The sequence below is a fragment of the Burkholderia sp. E168m15 genome (genome assembly GCF_016586105.1).
Taxonomy (GTDB): Bacteria; Pseudomonadota; Gammaproteobacteria; order Burkholderiales; family Burkholderiaceae; genus Burkholderia; species Burkholderia orbicola.
In genome coordinates, this window is the sequence record NZ_BCPO01000013.1 from 34,942 (window position 1) to 52,535 (window position 17,594).

Here is a 17,594-nt window from a genome sequence, read left to right on the forward strand (position 1 = left end):
CCTGACATGGAGGAGACGTGAGCGAGACATCCAGCAGCACACTGCCCGAAGCCAGCCGCGCATCCGCTGCGCCGGTGGCCGAGCCGCCGACGCTGGCGGCGCTGGAAGCCCATCTCGCTCCGTATGCCGCGCACGCGTCGCAGTCGCGCGGCCGCCGCCATCCTGAAACGCCGCCGGCGGCGCGCACCGAATTCCAGCGCGATCGCGACCGCATCGTCCATTCGACCGCGTTTCGCCGGCTCGAATACAAGACGCAGGTCTTCGTCAATCACGAAGGCGACCTGTTCCGCACCCGCCTCACGCACAGCCTCGAAGTCGCGCAGATCGCGCGCTCGGTCGCACGCAACCTGCGCCTGAACGAGGACCTCGTCGAAGCGATCTCGCTCGCGCACGATCTCGGCCATACGCCGTTCGGCCATGCCGGGCAGGACGCGCTGAATGCGTGCATGCGCGAGCACGGCGGCTTCGAGCACAACCTGCAGAGCCTCGCGGTGGTCGACGAGCTCGAGGAGCACTACGGCGCGTTCAACGGGCTGAACCTGTGTTTCGAGACGCGCGAAGGCATCCTGAAGCACTGCTCGCGCGAGAATGCGCGCAAGCTCGGCGCGCTCGGCGAGCGCTTTCTGCAGGGTCGCCAGCCGTCGCTCGAAGCGCAGCTCGCGAACATCGCCGATGAAATCGCCTACAACAACCACGACGTCGACGACGGCCTGCGCTCCGGCCTGATCACGATCGAGCAGCTCGCCGAAGTCGAGCTGTGGCAGCGCCACTACGAAGCGGCGCTCGCCGAATTCCCGCACCTCGAAGGCCGCCGTCTCGTGCACGAGACGGTGCGCCGCATCATCAACACGCTGATCGTCGACCTGATCGACGAGACGACGCGCAATCTCGCCCGCGTCGCGCCCGCGTCGCTCGACGACGTGCGCGCCGCGCCGCCGCTCGTCGCGCACAGCCCCGAGGTCGCCGCGCAGGCGGCGGCCCTCAAGCGCTTCCTCTTCAAGAACCTGTATCGCCACTACAAGGTGATGCGCATGGCGAGCAAGGCGCAACGCGTCGTCACCGGGTTGTTCGACGCGTTCATCGACGATCCGCGCCTGCTGCCGCCGCCGTACCAGTCCGACGACGCGGCGCAGCAGCCGCGTCTCGTCGCGCACTACATCGCCGGCATGACCGACCGCTTCGCGCTGAAGGAATATCAGCGCCTGTTCGTCATCAACGACAACTGACTGTCACAAACGATCACTAGACTTCGCCGGTTCAATGGCGACGGGAATGTTGCACACGCTGTTGGTAACGTTTTCATAGGAGAGGTCGATGAAGAAGAAGCCTGCGGGGACACTGGTTCGTTCGATCGCGCTCGGCGGCGCGCTGATGTTCGGGGCACAGCACGTGGCGCTCGCCGCGACGGAAATCCAGTTCTGGCATGCGATGGAGGCCGCGCTCGGCGAGCGGGTCAATGCGATCGCCGACCAGTTCAACGCGTCGCAAAGCGACTACAAGATCGTGCCGGTCTTCAAGGGCACTTACGACCAGGCGCTCGCAGCGGGCATCGCGGCCTATCGCAGCGGCAACGCGCCGGCGATCCTCCAGGTCTATGAAGTCGGCACGGCGACGATGATGCAGGCGAAGAAGGCGGTCGTGCCGGTCTACGACGTGTTCAAGCAGGCCGGCGTGACGCTCGACGAAAAGGCGTTCGTGCCGACCATTGCGAGTTACTACAGCGACGCGAAGACGGGCCACCTCGTGTCGATGCCGTTCAACAGCTCGACGCCGGTGCTGTACTACAACAAGGACGCGTTCAAGAAGGCGGGCCTCGATCCGAACCAGCCGCCGAAGACGTGGGCCGACGTGAAGGCGGATGCCGAGAAGCTGCGCAAGTCGGGGATGGCGTGCGGCTTCACGACCGGCTGGCAAGGCTGGATCCAGCTCGAAAACTACAGCGCGTGGCACGGGCTGCCGTTCGCGAGCCGCAACAACGGCTTCGACGGTACCGACGCCGTGCTCGAGTTCAACAAGCCGCAGCAGATCGAACACATCTCCTTCCTCCAGCAGATGGCGAAGGACGGCACGTTCACGTACGCGGGCCGCAAGGACGAAGCGTCGGCGAAGTTCTACAGCGGCGACTGCGGGATCCTCACGACGTCGTCGGGCGCGCTCGCGAACGTGCAGAAATTCGCGAAGTTCAGCTACGGCACGGGCATGCTGCCGTACGACGCGAACGTGAAGGGCGCGCCGCAGAACGCGATCATCGGCGGCGCGAGCCTGTGGGTGCTGGCCGGCAAGGACCCGGCGACCTACAAGGGCGTCGCGAAATTCCTCTCTTACCTGGCTTCGCCCGCGGTCGCCGCGAAGTGGCACCAGGACACCGGCTACCTGCCGGTCACGACCGCCGCGTACGACCTGACGCGCCAGCAGGGCTTCTACGCGAAGAACCCGAGCGCCGAAACCGCGATCAAGCAGATGCTGAACAAGCCGCCGCTGCCGTACACGAAGGGGCTGCGCCTGGGCAACATGCCGCAGATCCGCACGGTGGTCGACGAGGAGTTCGAACAGGTCTGGGCGCAGAAGAAGTCGCCGAAGGACGCGCTCGATTCGGCTGCGTCGCGCGGCGACGAACTGCTGCGCCGCTTCGAGAAGTCGGGCGGCTGAGCACGCATCGCCTCGTGCCGCCGGCGGTATCGCGCGTCAGCGCATGCCGTCCGGCGGCGCGGTTTCCTTTCCGTTTCGCCTGACCGGATATCCGCGATGCAATCCCGTTCCCGTTTCGGTACGAGCCCGGTGCCGTACCTGCTGATCGCGCCGCAGCTCGCGATCACCGCCGTGTTCTTCCTGTGGCCGGCCGGCGTCGCGCTGTGGCAGTCCACGCAGACGCAGGACGCGTTCGGCACGTCGAGCGAATTCGTCGGCCTCGCGAACTTCACGCACCTGTTCGCCGATCCGCTGTATCTCGATTCGATGCGCACGACGCTCGTGTTCAGTTCGCTGGTCACGGTGAGCGGGCTCGTCGTGTCGCTGCTGCTCGCCGCGTGCGCCGACCGCGTGATCCGCGGCGCGCGCGTGTACCGCACGCTGCTGATCTGGCCGTACGCGGTCGCACCGACGATCGCGGCCGTGCTGTGGGCATTCCTGTTCAACCCGAGCATCGGCCTGATCACATATGCGCTCGCGAAGGGCGGCATCGTGTGGAACCATGCGCTGAACGGCGAGCAGGCGATGTTCCTCGTCGTGCTGGCGTCGGTGTGGAAGCAGGTGAGCTACAACTTCCTGTTCTTCTACGCGGGGCTGCAGGCGATTCCGCGCTCGCTGATCGAGGCGGCGGCGATCGACGGTGCGGGGCCGGTGCGGCGCTTCTTCAACATCGTGCTGCCGCTGCTGTCGCCGACGAGTTTCTTCCTGCTGGTCGTGAACCTCGTCTACGCATTCTTCGACACCTTCCCGGTGATCGACGCGGCCACCGGCGGCGGCCCGGCGCAGAGCACCAGGACGCTGATCTACAAGATCTTCGCGGAGGGCTTCCAGGGGCTCGACATCGGCAGCTCGGGCGCGCAGTCGGTCGTGCTGATGATCATCGTCGTCGCGCTCACGGTGATCCAGTTCCGCTTCGTCGAACGCAGGGTGCAATACGCATGATCGAAAATCGCAAGGGCTTCGACCTGTTCTGCCACGCGGTGCTGATCGCGGGCGTGGTGCTGATCGTGTTCCCTGTCTACGTCGCGTTCTGCGCGGCGACGATGAACGCGCAGGAAGTGTTGACGGTGCCGCTGTCGCTCGTGCCGAGCACGCACCTGTTCGAGAACGTCGCGTACATCTGGGGGCACGGCAGCGGCGGCACGACGGCGCCGTTCGGCCGTTTGCTCGTGAACAGCTTCGCGATGGCGCTCGGCATCGCGGTCGGCAAGATCGCGGTGTCGATCCTGTCCGCATACGCGATCGTCTATTTCCGCTTCCCGTTTCGCAACACGGCGTTCTGGCTGATCTTCATCACGCTGATGCTGCCGGTGGAAGTGCGGATCTTCCCGACCGTGCAGGTCGTGTCGACGCTGCACCTGACGAACACCTACGCCGGGCTCTCGCTGCCGCTGATCGCGTCGGCCACCGCGACGTTCCTGTTCCGCCAGTTCTTCATGACGCTGCCCGACGAACTGATGGATGCCGCGCGCATCGACGGCGCGGGGCCGCTGCGCTTCTTCTGGGACGTCGTGCTGCCGCTGTCGAAGACGAGCATCGCCGCGCTGTTCGTGATCACCTTCATCTACGGCTGGAACCAGTATCTGTGGCCGATCCTGATCACGACGGAAGCGTCGCTGTCGACGGCGGTGGTGGGCATCAAGACGATGATCGCGAGCGGCGACGCCGCGACCGAATGGCAATACGTGATGGCGGCGCTGCTGCTGGCGATGATTCCGCCGCTCGTCGTCGTGCTGGCGATGCAGCGCTGGTTCGTGCGCGGCCTCGTCGATTCCGAAAAATAACCCCCACGGTAACCGGGAGAAGGACCAGGTATGGCTGCGCTGAGCTTGAAGGGCGTCAGGAAATCCTACGACGGCAAGCAGCACGTGCTGCATGGCATCGACGTGGAGATCGCCGACGGCGAATTCATCGTGCTGGTCGGCCCGTCGGGCTGCGGCAAGTCGACGTTGCTACGGATGATCGCGGGGCTCGAGAGCGTGACGGACGGCGAGATCGCGATCGGCGACCGGGTCGTCAACACGCTGGAGCCGAAGGATCGCGACATCGCGATGGTGTTCCAGAACTATGCGCTGTACCCGCACATGACGGTCGCGCAGAACATGGGTTACGGGCTGAAGATCCGCGGGATCGAGCGCGCGACGATCGATTCAAGGGTGGCCGCGGCCGCGAAGATCCTCGAGCTCGAGCCGCTGCTCGCGCGGCGCCCGCGTGAACTGTCGGGCGGCCAGCGGCAGCGCGTCGCGATGGGGCGCGCGATCGTGCGCGAGCCGTCGGTGTTCCTGTTCGACGAGCCGTTGTCGAACCTCGACGCGAAGCTGCGCGTGCAGATGCGGCTCGAGATCCAGCGGCTGCATGCGCGGCTCGCGACGACCAGCGTGTACGTGACGCACGACCAGATCGAAGCGATGACGCTCGCGCAACGGGTGATCGTGATGAATCGCGGCTACGCGGAGCAGATCGGTGCGCCGGTCGACGTGTACGAGAAGCCGGCGACGGTGTTCGTCGCGGGCTTCATCGGCTCGCCGGCGATGAACCTGATGCACGGCCGGCTGTCGGAAGACGGCGCGAGCTTCACGGTCGCCGGCGGCGGCCCCGCGCTGCCGGTGGCCGGCGCGCCGGGCATCGGCCGCGAGATCGCCACCGGGCGCGACTGGGTGCTCGGCGTGCGTCCCGAACACATGACGCCGCAGCCGGGCGTCGCGCAGGCGACGCTGCCGGTCGATTCGTGCGAGCTGCTCGGCGCGGACAATCTCGCGCACGGCCGCTGGGGCGATCACGACATCGCGGTGCGCCTGCCGCACGCGGACCGCCCCGCGCGCGGTACGGCGCTGGCGGCCGCGCTGCCCGCGCACCGGCTGCATTTCTTCGATCCCGAATCCGGCAAGCGCGCCGGCTGAAACCGCTGCATTCGCCGAGAGACCGACGATGATCACCCGTATCGACTGGCCCTATCCGCGTGTCGTCGCCCATCGCGGCGGCGGCACGCTCGCACCGGAGAACACGCTGGCCGCGCTCGACGAGGGCGCGCGGCGCGGGCACCGGATGGTCGAATTCGACGCGAAACTGTCGGCCGACGACGTGACGTTCCTGCTGCATGACGATACGGTCGACCGGACCTCGAACGGCCACGGAGCGGCGGCGGGCATGCGTTATGCGGCGCTGGCCGCGCTCGACGCGGGCGCGTGGCGCGATGCGCGCTTCGCGGGCGAACGGATGCCGACGCTCGAGGCGGCGGCGGCGCGCTGCCTCGCGCACGGGCTGGCCGCGAACGTCGAGATCAAGCCGTGCCCGGGGCGCGAGCGCGAAACCGGGCAGCGCGTGGCGGCCGACGCGGCTGCGTACTGGCGCGATGCCGCCGTTGCGCCGTTGCTGTCGTCGTTCTCGTTCGAGGCGCTGCAACAGGCGCGTGCGACGGTGCCGGCGTTGCCGCGCGGGATGCTCTACGAAGTCGTGCCGGACGACTGGCATGCGCAGGTCATCGATGCGCTCGACTGCGTATCGTTGCATGCAGACCACACTCGGCTCGACGAATCGCTGGTGCGCGCGATCAAGGCGGCCGGCTTGCGCATCCTGGTTTACACGGTGAACGACCTCGAACGGGCACGCGAACTCGCGCGCTGGGGTGTCGATGCCGTCTGCACGGACCGCATCGACCTGATCGCACCCGACGCGCTGGACGACATCGACGTCGTCTAGCGGCGATGGCCGCGTCCGCGTCCGGTAAAAAACCGTCGCCCGGACCGTGCCTGACGCGAAAAAACGACGCCCCGGCGCGCTGAGCGCCGGGGCGTTTTGCATCGTGGAGACGTTACGCCAGGAAAAATCCGCTACAAATTGCAGCAGGATTAACCATTCCCCAAATATTCGACTACGCTTAGAAGCGGTAGCCGAGGTTCAGGTACGTGACGATCGGGTTCAGCGAGATGTGGGCCTTCGACGTTTCCGTCAGCGTCCCGACCGGCGTCCGGCGGGCCGTCGTGAACGTCGCGGTCACGCTGACCGGGATGTACGACAGTGACAGGCCTGCGAACCAGTGTTTCGTGAAGTTGTACGTGAAGCCGGCGTTGAGCACGGGCGCCCACTGGTTGCTGGTCGTCGCGCTGGTCGGGCCGCCGAGCACGCCGTTCTCGAACGCACTGTTGGTGATCTTGGCGCCGGTGAACCAGACGTACGTCGCACCGACGCCGACATACGGACGGAACTTCGCATTGGCGTCGTTGAAGTGGTAGCGAAGCAGGACGGCAGGGCTCCACTGGTATGCACGGCCGAGTACGCCGAATCTGTCGAACTGACCCTTGCCGGTGATGTCGAACTTCGGCGGGATCCCCATCACGAGCTCGGTGGAGATATGGTCGGTGACGAAGTAGCCTGCTGCGAGCCCCAGCGTGTCGGCGTCGTTGATGCCGGCGCCGGTGTTGGGAATCGATTGATTGATGGGCGTGCCGCCTACGCGGTAGACGAACAGCGGGTCACTGCTGTCCTGCGGCGAAAGGTGCAGCCAGCCGGTGCTGACGTAGAAATCACCTGCGGATTGTGCATGTGCCGTACCGCCCGCGAACGTGAATGCGAGCGCTGCGGCCCCCGTAATGGCCAGTTTTCGTTTCATTGTGTCTCCTCCGATCAAAGGCGTGCTCATTATGACGACTGCGTTTAAAACCAAACAAGCTCGTAAGTTAGAGTTTTCTCCCTAGGATTCGCACGACCGTACGCTTACGCGCGCCGCAGGGACAGGCATTCTACGCAGGTGCGCACTTTCGGACCTCCGGGTATTTCCTAACGCGTTCAAACGGACATTCAGCATGGCACGGTTAGCACGACTCTACGTTCCCGACCAGCCGCAGCACGTGATACTGCGCGGCCTGGATCAGCAACCCGCGTTCGTCGACGACCAGGACTACGAACTCTTCATCGATTGCCTGAAGGCCGCCGCACGCGATCATCACCTGTCGGTGCATGCCTACGTGCTGCTGCCGCGCCAGGTGCAACTGCTCGTGACGCCCAGCGACGAGGCCAGCCTGCCGAAGGCGATGCAGGCCGTCGGCCGTCGCTACGTCGCGCATTTCAACCGGCGCTATTCGCGCCGCGGCACGCTGTGGGAAGGCCGCTATCGCGCGACGGTGATCGAAGGCGAGCGCTATTTCCTGCTCGCGAGCCGCGTGGTCGAGATGAGCCCGGTGCGTGCGCAGCTCGTCGCGACGCCCGAGGCCTATCGCTGGTCGAGCTACCGGCATCACGTCGGGCTCACCGTCGACAGCCTGATCACCGACCATCCGCTCTACTGGGCGCTCGGCAACACGCCGTTTGACCGCCAGCGTGCGTACAAGGAGCTGTGCGAGCAGCCGCTCGACGAGCGGCAGGCCGACCAGCTGCAGCAGGCGACGCTGAAGGGCTGGGTGCTCGGCGGCGAGAATTACCGCGAGTGGGCGGCGCGCACCGCGAACCGGCGCGTTTCGCCGCTGCCGCGCGGACGCCCCAGAAAGGTGCGCGAGAACACGCCGCCGATCCAGCAGTAATGCCGGAAAGGCGGGCCAGAAGCGGCGCTGCGGGCGCCGCTTCTTTTTGCACCAAAACGATACGGCCCCAATAAAACGGCACCAGATCAAGGAATCTGGTTAATTGGGGTTCGATCAAACGGTTTTTGTTGCTATTCCCTTGATTCGTCGCGTATATTCCGAATTCCGGTGGTCCGGGCGAAGCCTGCCCAACCACTGTCGGCCGTGCCGTCTCCCGTCGGGAGCGGGCTCGACGGCAACAAGAAAACGGTTCAACGGCCTCCAGGCCCCCTTTACGACGGTGTCCCCATGAACGACCACCAGCAGCCGCTCGCCGCGGTGCCCGCCGCACAAGGTCTGTACGACCCGCAAAACGAACACGACGCCTGCGGCGTCGGCTTCGTCGCTCACATCAAGGGCAAGAAGAGCCACGAGATCATTCAGCAAGGCCTGAAGATCCTCGAGAACCTCGATCACCGCGGCGCGGTTGGCGCCGATCCGCTGATGGGCGACGGCGCGGGCATCCTGATCCAGATTCCGGACGCGTTCTATCGCGAGGAAATGGCGAAGCAGGGCGTGGACCTGCCGCCGGCCGGCGAGTACGGGGTGGGGATGATCTTCCTGCCGAAGGAAAACGCATCGCGTCTCGCGTGCGAGCAGGAGCTCGAGCGTACGGTGAAGGCCGAAGGCCAGGTCGTGCTGGGCTGGCGCGACGTGCCGGTCGACCATGCGATGCCGATCTCGCCGACGGTCAAGGCGAGCGAGCCGCTGATCCGCCAGATCTTCATCGGCCGCGGCAAGGACATCATGGTGACGGACGCGCTCGAGCGGAAGCTGTACGTGATCCGCAAGACGGCGAGCCACCGCATCCAGGCGCTGAAGCTCAAGCACGGCAAGGAATACTTCGTGCCGTCGATGTCGGCGCGCACGATCGTCTACAAGGGACTGCTGCTGGCGGGCCAGGTCGGCGTGTACTACCGCGACCTGCAGGACCCGCGCGTCGTGTCGGCGCTCGCGCTCGTGCACCAGCGCTTCTCGACCAACACGTTCCCGGCGTGGGAGCTGGCTCACCCGTACCGGATGATCGCGCACAACGGCGAGATCAACACCGTGAAGGGCAACGTGAACTGGCTGAACGCACGTACCGGCGCGATCGCATCGCACGTGCTCGCCGACGACCTGCCGAAGCTGTGGCCGCTGATCTATCCGGGCCAGTCGGATACCGCATCGTTCGACAACTGTCTCGAACTGCTGGTGATGGCCGGCTACCCGCTCGTGCATGCGGTGATGATGATGATCCCGGAAGCATGGGAACAGCACACGCTGATGGACGAGAACCGCCGCGCGTTCTACGAATACCACGCCGCGATGATGGAACCGTGGGACGGCCCGGCCGCGATCGCGTTCACCGACGGTCGCCAGATCGGCGCGACGCTCGACCGTAACGGCCTGCGCCCGGCGCGCTACATCGTGACCGACGACGACCTCGTCATCATGGCGTCGGAAGCCGGCACGCTGCCGATCCCCGAATCGAAGATCGTCAAGAAGTGGCGCCTGCAGCCGGGCAAGATGTTCCTGATCGACATGGAACACGGCCGCATCATCGACGACAAGGAACTGAAGGACAACCTCGCGAACGCGAAGCCGTACAAGAGCTGGATCGACGCGGTGCGCATCAAGCTCGACGAGATCGAGCCGAAGGCCGAGGAAGTCGCGGCCGGCCGCACGCAGGGCGCCGCGCTGCTCGACCGCCAGCAGGCGTTCGGCTACACGCAGGAAGACCTGAAGTTCCTGATGGCGCCGATGGCGCAGCAGGGCGAGGAAGCCGTCGGTTCGATGGGCAACGACTCGCCGCTCGCGGTGATGTCGAACAAGAACAAGACGCTCTATCACTACTTCAAGCAGCTGTTCGCGCAGGTCACGAACCCGCCGATCGACCCGATCCGCGAGAACATGGTGATGTCGCTCGTGTCGTTCATCGGCCCGAAGCCGAACCTGCTCGACACGAACAACATCAACCCGCCGATGCGGCTCGAAGTGTCGCAGCCGGTGCTCGACTTCAAGGACATCGCGAAGATCCGCGCGATCGACCAGTACACGGGCGGCAAGTTCAGCGCGTACGAGCTGAACATCTGCTACCCGGTCGCGTGGGGCAAGGAAGGCATCGAGGCGCGCCTCGCGTCGCTGTGCGCGGAAGCCGTCGACGCGGTGAAGTCGGGCTACAACATGCTGATCGTGTCGGACCGCAAGACCGACGCCGAGCACGTCGCGATTCCGGCGCTGCTCGCCACGTCGGCGATCCACACGCACCTCGTCCAGCAAGGGCTGCGCACGAGCACGGGCCTCGTCGTCGAGACGGGCTCCGCGCGTGAAACGCACCACTTCGCGCTGCTCGCGGGCTACGGCGCGGAAGCCGTGCACCCGTACCTCGCGATGGAAACGCTCGCGAAGATGGCCGAAGGCCTGCCGGGCGACCTGTCGCCGGAGAAGGCCGTCTACAACTTCACGAAGGCGGTCGGCAAGGGCCTGCAGAAGGTGATGTCGAAGATGGGCATCTCGACGTACATGTCGTACACGGGCGCGCAGATCTTCGAAGCGCTCGGCCTGTCGAGCGACCTCGTCGAGAAGTACTTCAAGGGCACGGCGTCGAAGGTCGGCGGCATCGGCCTGTTCGAAGTCGCGGAAGAGGCGATCCGTCTGCACCGCGATGCGTTCGGCGACAGCCCGGTCCTGCGCGACATGCTCGACGCGGGCGGCGAGTACGCGTACCGCGTGCGCGGCGAAGACCACATGTGGACGCCGGATTCGATCGCGAAGCTGCAGCACGCGACGCGCAGCAACTCGTACCAGACGTACAAGGAATACGCGCACCTGATCAACGACCAGACCAAGCGTCACATGACGTTCCGCGGCCTGTTCGAGTTCAAGGTCGAGCCGACCAAGGCGATCCCGATCGACGACGTCGAGCCGGCGAAGGAGATCGTCAAGCGCTTCGCGACCGGCGCGATGTCGCTCGGTTCGATCAGCACCGAAGCGCACGCGACGCTCGCGGTCGCGATGAACCGGATCGGCGGCAAGTCGAACACCGGCGAAGGCGGCGAGGACCAGAAGCGCTATCGCAACGAACTGCGCGGCATTCCGATCAAGGCGGGCGAGACGCTGAAGTCGGTGATCGGCGACGAGATCGTCAGCGACATTCCGCTGAAGGACGGCGATTCGCTGCGCTCGAAGATCAAGCAGGTCGCATCGGGCCGCTTCGGCGTCACCGCCGAGTACCTGGCGTCGGCCGACCAGATCCAGATCAAGATGGCGCAGGGCGCGAAGCCGGGCGAAGGCGGCCAGCTGCCGGGCCACAAGGTGTCGGAATACATCGGCAAGCTGCGTTACTCGGTGCCGGGCGTCGGCCTGATCTCGCCGCCGCCGCACCACGACATCTACTCGATCGAGGATCTGGCGCAGCTGATCCACGACCTGAAGAACGTGAACCCGAGCGCGAGCATCTCCGTGAAGCTCGTGTCGGAAGTGGGCGTGGGCACGGTTGCGGCCGGTGTCGCGAAGGCGAAGGCCGATCACGTCGTGATCGCCGGCCATGACGGCGGCACGGGCGCGTCGCCGCTGTCGTCGGTCAAGCATGCCGGCACGCCGTGGGAGCTTGGCCTGGCCGAAACGCAGCAGACGCTGGTGCTGAACCGCCTGCGCGGCCGCATTCGCGTGCAGGCCGACGGCCAGATGAAGACGGGCCGCGACGTCGTGATCGGCGCGCTGCTCGGCGCGGACGAATTCGGCTTCGCGACGGCGCCGCTCGTCGTCGAGGGCTGCATCATGATGCGCAAGTGCCACCTGAACACGTGCCCGGTCGGCGTCGCGACGCAGGACCCGGTGCTGCGTGCGAAGTTCAAGGGCCAGCCCGAGCACGTCGTGAACTACTTCTTCTTCGTCGCCGAGGAAGTGCGCGAGATCATGGCGCAGCTCGGCGTCGCGAAGTTCGACGACCTGATCGGCCGCGCCGACCTGCTCGATACGCGCAAGGGCATCGAGCACTGGAAGGCGAAGGGCCTCGACTTCTCGCGCGTGTTCTACCAGCCGGAAGAGTGCGAGGACGTCGCGCCGCGCCACGTCGACGTGCAGGATCACGGCCTCGAGCGCGCGCTCGACCACGTGCTGATCGAGAAGGCGAAGGCCGCGATCGAGAACGGCGAGCATGTGTCGTTCATCCAGCCGGTGCGCAACGTGAACCGGACGGTCGGCGCGATGCTGTCGGGCGTGATCGCGAAGAAGCACGGCCACGACGGCCTGGCCGACGACGCGGTGCACATCCAGCTGAAGGGCACGGCCGGCCAGAGCTTCGGCGCGTTCCTCGCGAAGGGCGTGACGCTCGACCTCGTCGGCGACGGCAACGACTACGTCGGCAAGGGCCTGTCGGGCGGCCGGATCATTATCCGTCCGACCAACGACTTCCGCGGCAAGTCCGAGGAAAACATCATCTGCGGCAACACGGTGATGTACGGCGCGATCGAAGGCGAAGCGTTCTTCCGCGGCGTGGCCGGCGAGCGCTTCTGCGTGCGCAACTCGGGCGCGACGGCGGTCGTCGAAGGCACGGGCGACCACGGCTGCGAATACATGACGGGCGGCACGGTCGTCGTGCTCGGCGAGACGGGGCGCAACTTCGCGGCCGGCATGTCGGGCGGCCTCGCGTACATCTACGATCCGGAAGGCACGTTCGCGGCGAAGTGCAACAAGTCGATGGTCGCGCTCGAGCCGGTGCTGCAGCAGGCCGAGCAGGAACGCACGGTCGACCGCGCGCTCTGGCACGAAGGCACGACGGACGAAGCGCTGCTCAAGGGGCTCGTCGAGCGTCATTTCCAGTTCACGGGTTCGCCGCGCGCGAAGTCGCTGCTGGAAAACTGGGACGCGGCGCGCCGCCAGTTCGTGAAGGTGTTCCCGCACGAATACAAGCGCGCGCTGGGCGAGATCGGTGCGAAGAAGGCGGCGAAGGAAGTGCTGGCCGCCTGAGCGACGAACGACATAGCGAATGCCGCGCGCGCCTGACGGCCGCGCGCGGCTCCCCCACCCGATACACCGAACAGAAGAGCACCTTATGGGCAAGGCAACCGGTTTTCTGGAGTTCGAACGCCGCCACGAGGCGTACGAAGCACCGCTCACGCGCGTGAAGCACTACAAGGAATTCGTCGCGGCACTGACCGACGCGGACGCGAAGATCCAGGGCGCGCGCTGCATGGATTGCGGCATCCCGTTCTGCAACAACGGCTGCCCGGTCAACAACATCATCCCGGACTTCAACGATCTCGTTTACCGCCAGGACTGGCAGCAGGCGATCGAAGTCCTGCACTCGACCAACAACTTCCCGGAATTCACGGGCCGCATCTGCCCGGCGCCGTGCGAAGCGGCGTGCACGCTCGGGATCAACGACGATCCGGTCGGCATCAAGTCGATCGAGCACGCGATCATCGACAAGGCTTGGGGCGAAGGCTGGGTCAAGCCGCTGCCGGCCGAACACAAGACGGGCAAGAAGGTCGCGGTCGTCGGTTCGGGCCCCGCGGGCCTCGCCGCCGCGCAGCAGCTCGCGCGCGCGGGCCACGACGTGACGGTGTTCGAGAAGAACGACCGCATCGGCGGCCTGCTGCGTTACGGGATTCCCGACTTCAAGCTCGAGAAGTGGCTGATCGACCGCCGCATGCGCCAGATGGAAGCGGAAGGCGTGACGTTCCGCACCAGCGTGTTCATCGGCAAGGAGCCGCTGCCCGAGTCGATCGGCAGCCTCGCGAAGGAAACCATTTCGCCGGACACGCTGAAGGAAGAATTCGACGCGGTCGTGATCGCCGGTGGTTCGGAAACGCCGCGCGACCTGCCGGTGCCGGGCCGCGAACTCGCGGGCGTCCATTTCGCGATGGACTTCCTGCCGCAGCAGAACCGCGTGAACGCGGGCGACAAGCTGACCGACCAGCTGCTCGCGAAGGGCAAGCACGTGATCGTGATCGGTGGCGGCGATACGGGTTCGGACTGCGTCGGCACGTCGAACCGTCACGGCGCGAAGCACGTCACGCAGTTCGAGCTGCTGCCGCAGCCGCCGGAAGAGGAAAACAAGCCGCTCGTGTGGCCGTACTGGCCGATCAAGCTGCGCACGTCGTCGTCGCACGACGAGGGTTGCGAGCGTGACTGGGCGGTCGCGACGAAGCGTCTCGAAGGCAAGAACGGCAAGGTCGAGAAGCTGATCGCGGTGCGCGTCGAGTGGAAGGACGGCAAGATGCAGGAAGTGCCGGGTTCCGAGTTCGAGATGAAGGCCGATCTCGTGCTGCTCGCGATGGGCTTCACGCAGCCGGCCGCGCCGGTGCTCGACGCGTTCGGCGTCGCGAAGGATGCGCGCGGCAATGCGCGTGCGGCGACCGAAGGCGATCGTTCGTACTACACGTCGGTCGACAAGGTGTTCGCGGCAGGCGACATGCGTCGCGGCCAGTCGCTCGTGGTGTGGGCGATCCGCGAAGGCCGCCAGTGCGCGCGCTCGGTCGACGCGTACCTGATGGGGCATTCGGAACTGCCGCGCTGAGCTGAAGCGCGCGAGCGGGTTTCGATGGAAGCCGGGCGTCCGAAAGGGCGCCCGGTTTTTTTATTTTTGAGGCTGCGAGCGAGCGCGAGCTTGTTCGGTTGCGGCGCCCAACGGATCGATGGTTTGCCCGTAGCTTGCAAGCTGCCCGTTGCAATCAATCATCGCGGTGTATCGGGTTTCGTCGACGCGCAGCGGGAATTCCCACACACCCAGCTTCCATGCGTGATACTGCGGCGCGCCGTCGAACCGGATGCTGTCCGGCGGTATTCCATGCTCTTCGAGAAGACGGGCCTGGACATTTTTTCGTAGCGCGTCGACAGACATGTCGGGGCAACTGCCTTCGGTCCGCTCATATCGGGATGTCGCGACGACGATGAACAGCAATGCGTAAGTGCAGATCGTTGCGATCACTAGCCAGAGAACCAGCTGGAGCGATCCGCGTATGACTCTGGAAATCATGGTGCGCTCGAGGTGGGATGAGCAACGTGAGGGGTAATCCGGGCGGGTATTTCGGCCACCGGATTTTCACCCCGGACGCGCGCGAGCCGGTAGCCCTGAGTGGAGGACGTCGCGTCTCCATGCCGCATTTTCGCGAAGCGTCGTCTAACCTGATGACATCCGGCTCCGATTTCTCGTCATCTCAAATCCTTTCGTTTTGTAATAATCCTTGAGAACTGTCATATCATGTCGCCCCTCGGGCCGCGTTCGCGGTCGCCGCACATGACTGACGTAATTTACAAGGACTCTGGATGGAAGCATTCGTGCAAGGGCTGATCGAAGCCGTCAACGGCGTGCTGTGGAACTACGTGCTGATCGCGCTGCTGCTGGGCGCCGGCGCGTGGTTCACGTTGCGGTTCCGGATGATCCAGCTGAAGGCGCTGTTCCTCAGCATGAAGCTGGTCGGCAGCAAGGGCGAGCCGGGCAGCATCTCGTCGTTCCAGGCGTTCGCGACCGGGCTCGCGAGCCGCGTCGGCACCGGCAACATCGCCGGCGTCGCGGTGGCGCTGACGGTCGGCGGCCCGGGCGCGATCTTCTGGATGTGGATGACCGCGCTCGTCGGGATGTCGTCCGCGTTCGTCGAGGCGACGCTCGCGCAGATCTTCAAGGTGTCGCACCCGGACGGCAGCTATCGCGGCGGCCCCGCGTACTACATCCAGACGGGGCTGCGCTCGTGCGGCTTCGGCGTGCTGTTCTCGCTGTCGCTGATCCTCGCGTTCGGCTTCGTGTTCAACGCGGTGCAGGCCAACGCGATCGCCGATGCGTTCCATACGTCGTTCGGCTGGCGTCGCGAGACGGTCGGCCTCGGTCTCGTGCTGCTTTCCGCGCCGATCATCTTCGGCGGCATCCGCCGCATCGCGACGGTCGCGCAGGTGATCGTGCCGCTGATGGCGATCGGCTACCTCGCGCTCGCGGTCTACGCGGTCGCGACGCACATCACGCTGGTGCCCGGCGTGATCGCGTTGATCGTGAAGAGCGCGTTCGGCCTCGAGCAGGCGGCCGGCGGCCTGACCGGCTATGCGGTCAGCCAGGCGATCGCGATCGGCGTGAAGCGCGGGCTGTTCTCGAACGAGGCGGGGATGGGCAGCGCGCCGAACGCGGCCGCGACCGCCAGCACGCGCCACCCCGTCACGCAGGGGCTGATCCAGATGCTCGGCGTGTTCGTCGACACGATCGTGATCTGCAGTGCGACCGCGTTCGTGATCCTGCTGTCGGGCCAGTACGAACTCGGCACCGGGATGGAGGGCGCGGCGCTCACGCAGCGCGCGATTTCGAGCCACGTCGGCGACTGGGGCGGCATCTACATGGCCGTCGCGATCTTCTTCCTCGCGTTCTCGTCGGTGATCGGCAACTACGCGTATGCGGAAGGCAACGTCGAATTCATCACGAAGCGGCGCGGCGTGCTGCCGCTGTTCCGCATCGCCGTGCTCGGCATGGTGATGTTCGGCAGCGTCGGGCAACTGCCGCTCGTGTGGGCGATGGCCGATACGAGCATGGGCCTGATGGCGATCATCAACCTGATCGCGATCCTCGCGCTCGGCAAGTACGCGCACGCCGCCTGGGCCGATTATCGCCGCCAGCGCGCGGCCGGCGTCGCCGATCCGGTGTTCACGCGCAACACGATCCCCGAACTCGCACGCGTGCTGCCGGCCGACGTGTGGGGCGAGCATGGCCCGCTGCCGCAGCGTCCGGTTGCTTCCGCTGGCGCATCGAACGCGCCGCGGGCCGCCGCGAGCGAATCATGAACGGCGACCGGCTCCGTGCGTTCGTCGCGCTGATGCCCGATGCGGCATCGCGCGACGCGCTGCACGCGTTGCCGGTTACCCGCGGGGCGCGGCGTACGCTGCCCGCGCAACTGCACATGACGCTCGCGTTCATCGGCGCAATCGAGCGGGAGCGGTGCGACGCGCTGGCCGCGCACCTGCCCGCGCTCGCGGCCGCGCATGCGTTGCCGTCGTTGCCGGTCGAGCGGATCGCGTGGTGGCCGAGCCTGCCGCGTGCGCGGCTGATCGTCGCGGAGCTCGCGGCCGATGCCGCTTGCGTCGCGCTGAATGCGGGGCTGGCGGCGCTGTTGCGCGAACTCGGCGTGCCGGCCGACCGGCGGCCGTTCCGGCCGCACGTGACGCTCGCGCGGCTGCCGCACGATGCGATCGGCCAGCCCGCGCACGGCGGCGCGCCGGGGCGGCCCGTCGAGGTGCGCGTCGAAGCGCTGACGCTGTTCGAAAGCCGGCTGTCGCAGGAGGGCGTGTCGCATCGGCCGATCGTATCGGCGCCGATTGCACGCGCGGACGACAGCGTCGGCGCTGAGGAGCGGCCCCACGAATGAATTTTTCCAGCTAGTGCAACGT

General features: G+C 66.2%; 13 protein-coding genes. 11 read left to right on the forward strand and 2 right to left on the reverse strand.

Translation table 11 applies throughout. The features are described 5' to 3' along the window. Positions 1-17 precede the first annotated feature (17 nt). From JMF86_RS01605 to ugpQ, 6 genes are all read left to right on the forward strand, one after another. Positions 18-1,226, forward strand: a complete 1,209-nt coding sequence (locus tag JMF86_RS01605) for a deoxyguanosinetriphosphate triphosphohydrolase (protein ID WP_011546628.1) — start codon at positions 18-20, stop codon at positions 1,224-1,226. 88 nt (positions 1,227-1,314) lie between these two features. Further along, positions 1,315-2,649: a sn-glycerol-3-phosphate ABC transporter substrate-binding protein UgpB gene (gene ugpB, locus JMF86_RS01610; protein ID WP_054928288.1), complete on the forward strand. Its 1,335-nt coding sequence runs from the start codon at positions 1,315-1,317 to the stop codon at positions 2,647-2,649. A gap of 96 nt (positions 2,650-2,745) precedes the next feature. Continuing rightward, the gene (gene ugpA / locus JMF86_RS01615; RefSeq protein WP_011546626.1) at positions 2,746-3,630 is read left to right on the forward strand and encodes a sn-glycerol-3-phosphate ABC transporter permease UgpA; all 885 of its coding nucleotides are present in this window, start codon (positions 2,746-2,748) and stop codon (positions 3,628-3,630) included. Then, a complete protein-coding gene (ugpE, locus tag JMF86_RS01620; RefSeq protein WP_006477155.1) occupies positions 3,627-4,472 on the forward strand; it encodes a sn-glycerol-3-phosphate ABC transporter permease UgpE in 846 nt (281 codons plus the stop codon). Before ugpA ends, ugpE begins: the two co-directional genes overlap by 4 nt. Positions 4,473-4,502: 30 nt before the next feature. Beyond that, the gene (locus JMF86_RS01625) at positions 4,503-5,588 is read left to right on the forward strand and encodes a sn-glycerol-3-phosphate import ATP-binding protein UgpC (protein WP_011546625.1); all 1,086 of its coding nucleotides are present in this window, start codon (positions 4,503-4,505) and stop codon (positions 5,586-5,588) included. A gap of 28 nt (positions 5,589-5,616) precedes the next feature. Then, on the forward strand, positions 5,617-6,387 hold the full coding sequence (gene ugpQ / locus JMF86_RS01630; protein ID WP_006477153.1) for a glycerophosphodiester phosphodiesterase: 771 nt from the start codon (positions 5,617-5,619) through the stop codon (positions 6,385-6,387). 178 nt (positions 6,388-6,565) lie between these two features. On the opposite strand, the gene JMF86_RS01635 is transcribed toward ugpQ, so the two are convergent. Further along, a complete protein-coding gene (locus JMF86_RS01635) occupies positions 6,566-7,297 on the reverse strand; it encodes an OmpW family protein (protein WP_011546624.1) in 732 nt (243 codons plus the stop codon). A gap of 193 nt (positions 7,298-7,490) precedes the next feature. Between JMF86_RS01635 and JMF86_RS01640 the strand changes: the two genes are divergently transcribed. The 3 genes from JMF86_RS01640 (at position 7,491) to JMF86_RS01650 (ending at position 14,748) form a co-directional block, all read left to right on the forward strand. Then, the gene (locus tag JMF86_RS01640) at positions 7,491-8,204 is read left to right on the forward strand and encodes a transposase (protein WP_006477151.1); all 714 of its coding nucleotides are present in this window, start codon (positions 7,491-7,493) and stop codon (positions 8,202-8,204) included. A 288-nt stretch (positions 8,205-8,492) separates the two neighbouring features. Continuing rightward, on the forward strand, positions 8,493-13,196 hold the full coding sequence (locus JMF86_RS01645; protein ID WP_012327769.1) for a glutamate synthase-related protein: 4,704 nt from the start codon (positions 8,493-8,495) through the stop codon (positions 13,194-13,196). 85 nt (positions 13,197-13,281) lie between these two features. Beyond that, positions 13,282-14,748: a glutamate synthase subunit beta gene (locus JMF86_RS01650; RefSeq protein ID WP_054928289.1), complete on the forward strand. Its 1,467-nt coding sequence runs from the start codon at positions 13,282-13,284 to the stop codon at positions 14,746-14,748. A gap of 60 nt (positions 14,749-14,808) precedes the next feature. Here the strand turns inward: JMF86_RS01650 and JMF86_RS01655 are convergent, their stop codons facing one another. Further along, on the reverse strand, positions 14,809-15,207 hold the full coding sequence (locus tag JMF86_RS01655; protein ID WP_054928290.1) for a hypothetical protein: 399 nt from the start codon (positions 15,205-15,207) through the stop codon (positions 14,809-14,811). A 290-nt stretch (positions 15,208-15,497) separates the two neighbouring features. On the opposite strand from JMF86_RS01655, the gene JMF86_RS01660 reads away from it, so the two are divergent. Beyond that, positions 15,498-16,991, forward strand: coding sequence for a sodium:alanine symporter family protein (locus tag JMF86_RS01660; protein ID WP_011546621.1), 1,494 nt, complete (start codon positions 15,498-15,500; stop codon positions 16,989-16,991). Further along, positions 16,988-17,572: an RNA 2',3'-cyclic phosphodiesterase gene (thpR, locus tag JMF86_RS01665; RefSeq protein WP_011546620.1), complete on the forward strand. Its 585-nt coding sequence runs from the start codon at positions 16,988-16,990 to the stop codon at positions 17,570-17,572. The genes JMF86_RS01660 and thpR overlap by 4 nt, the downstream gene beginning before the upstream one ends. The last annotated feature ends 22 nt before the right edge of the window (positions 17,573-17,594 follow it).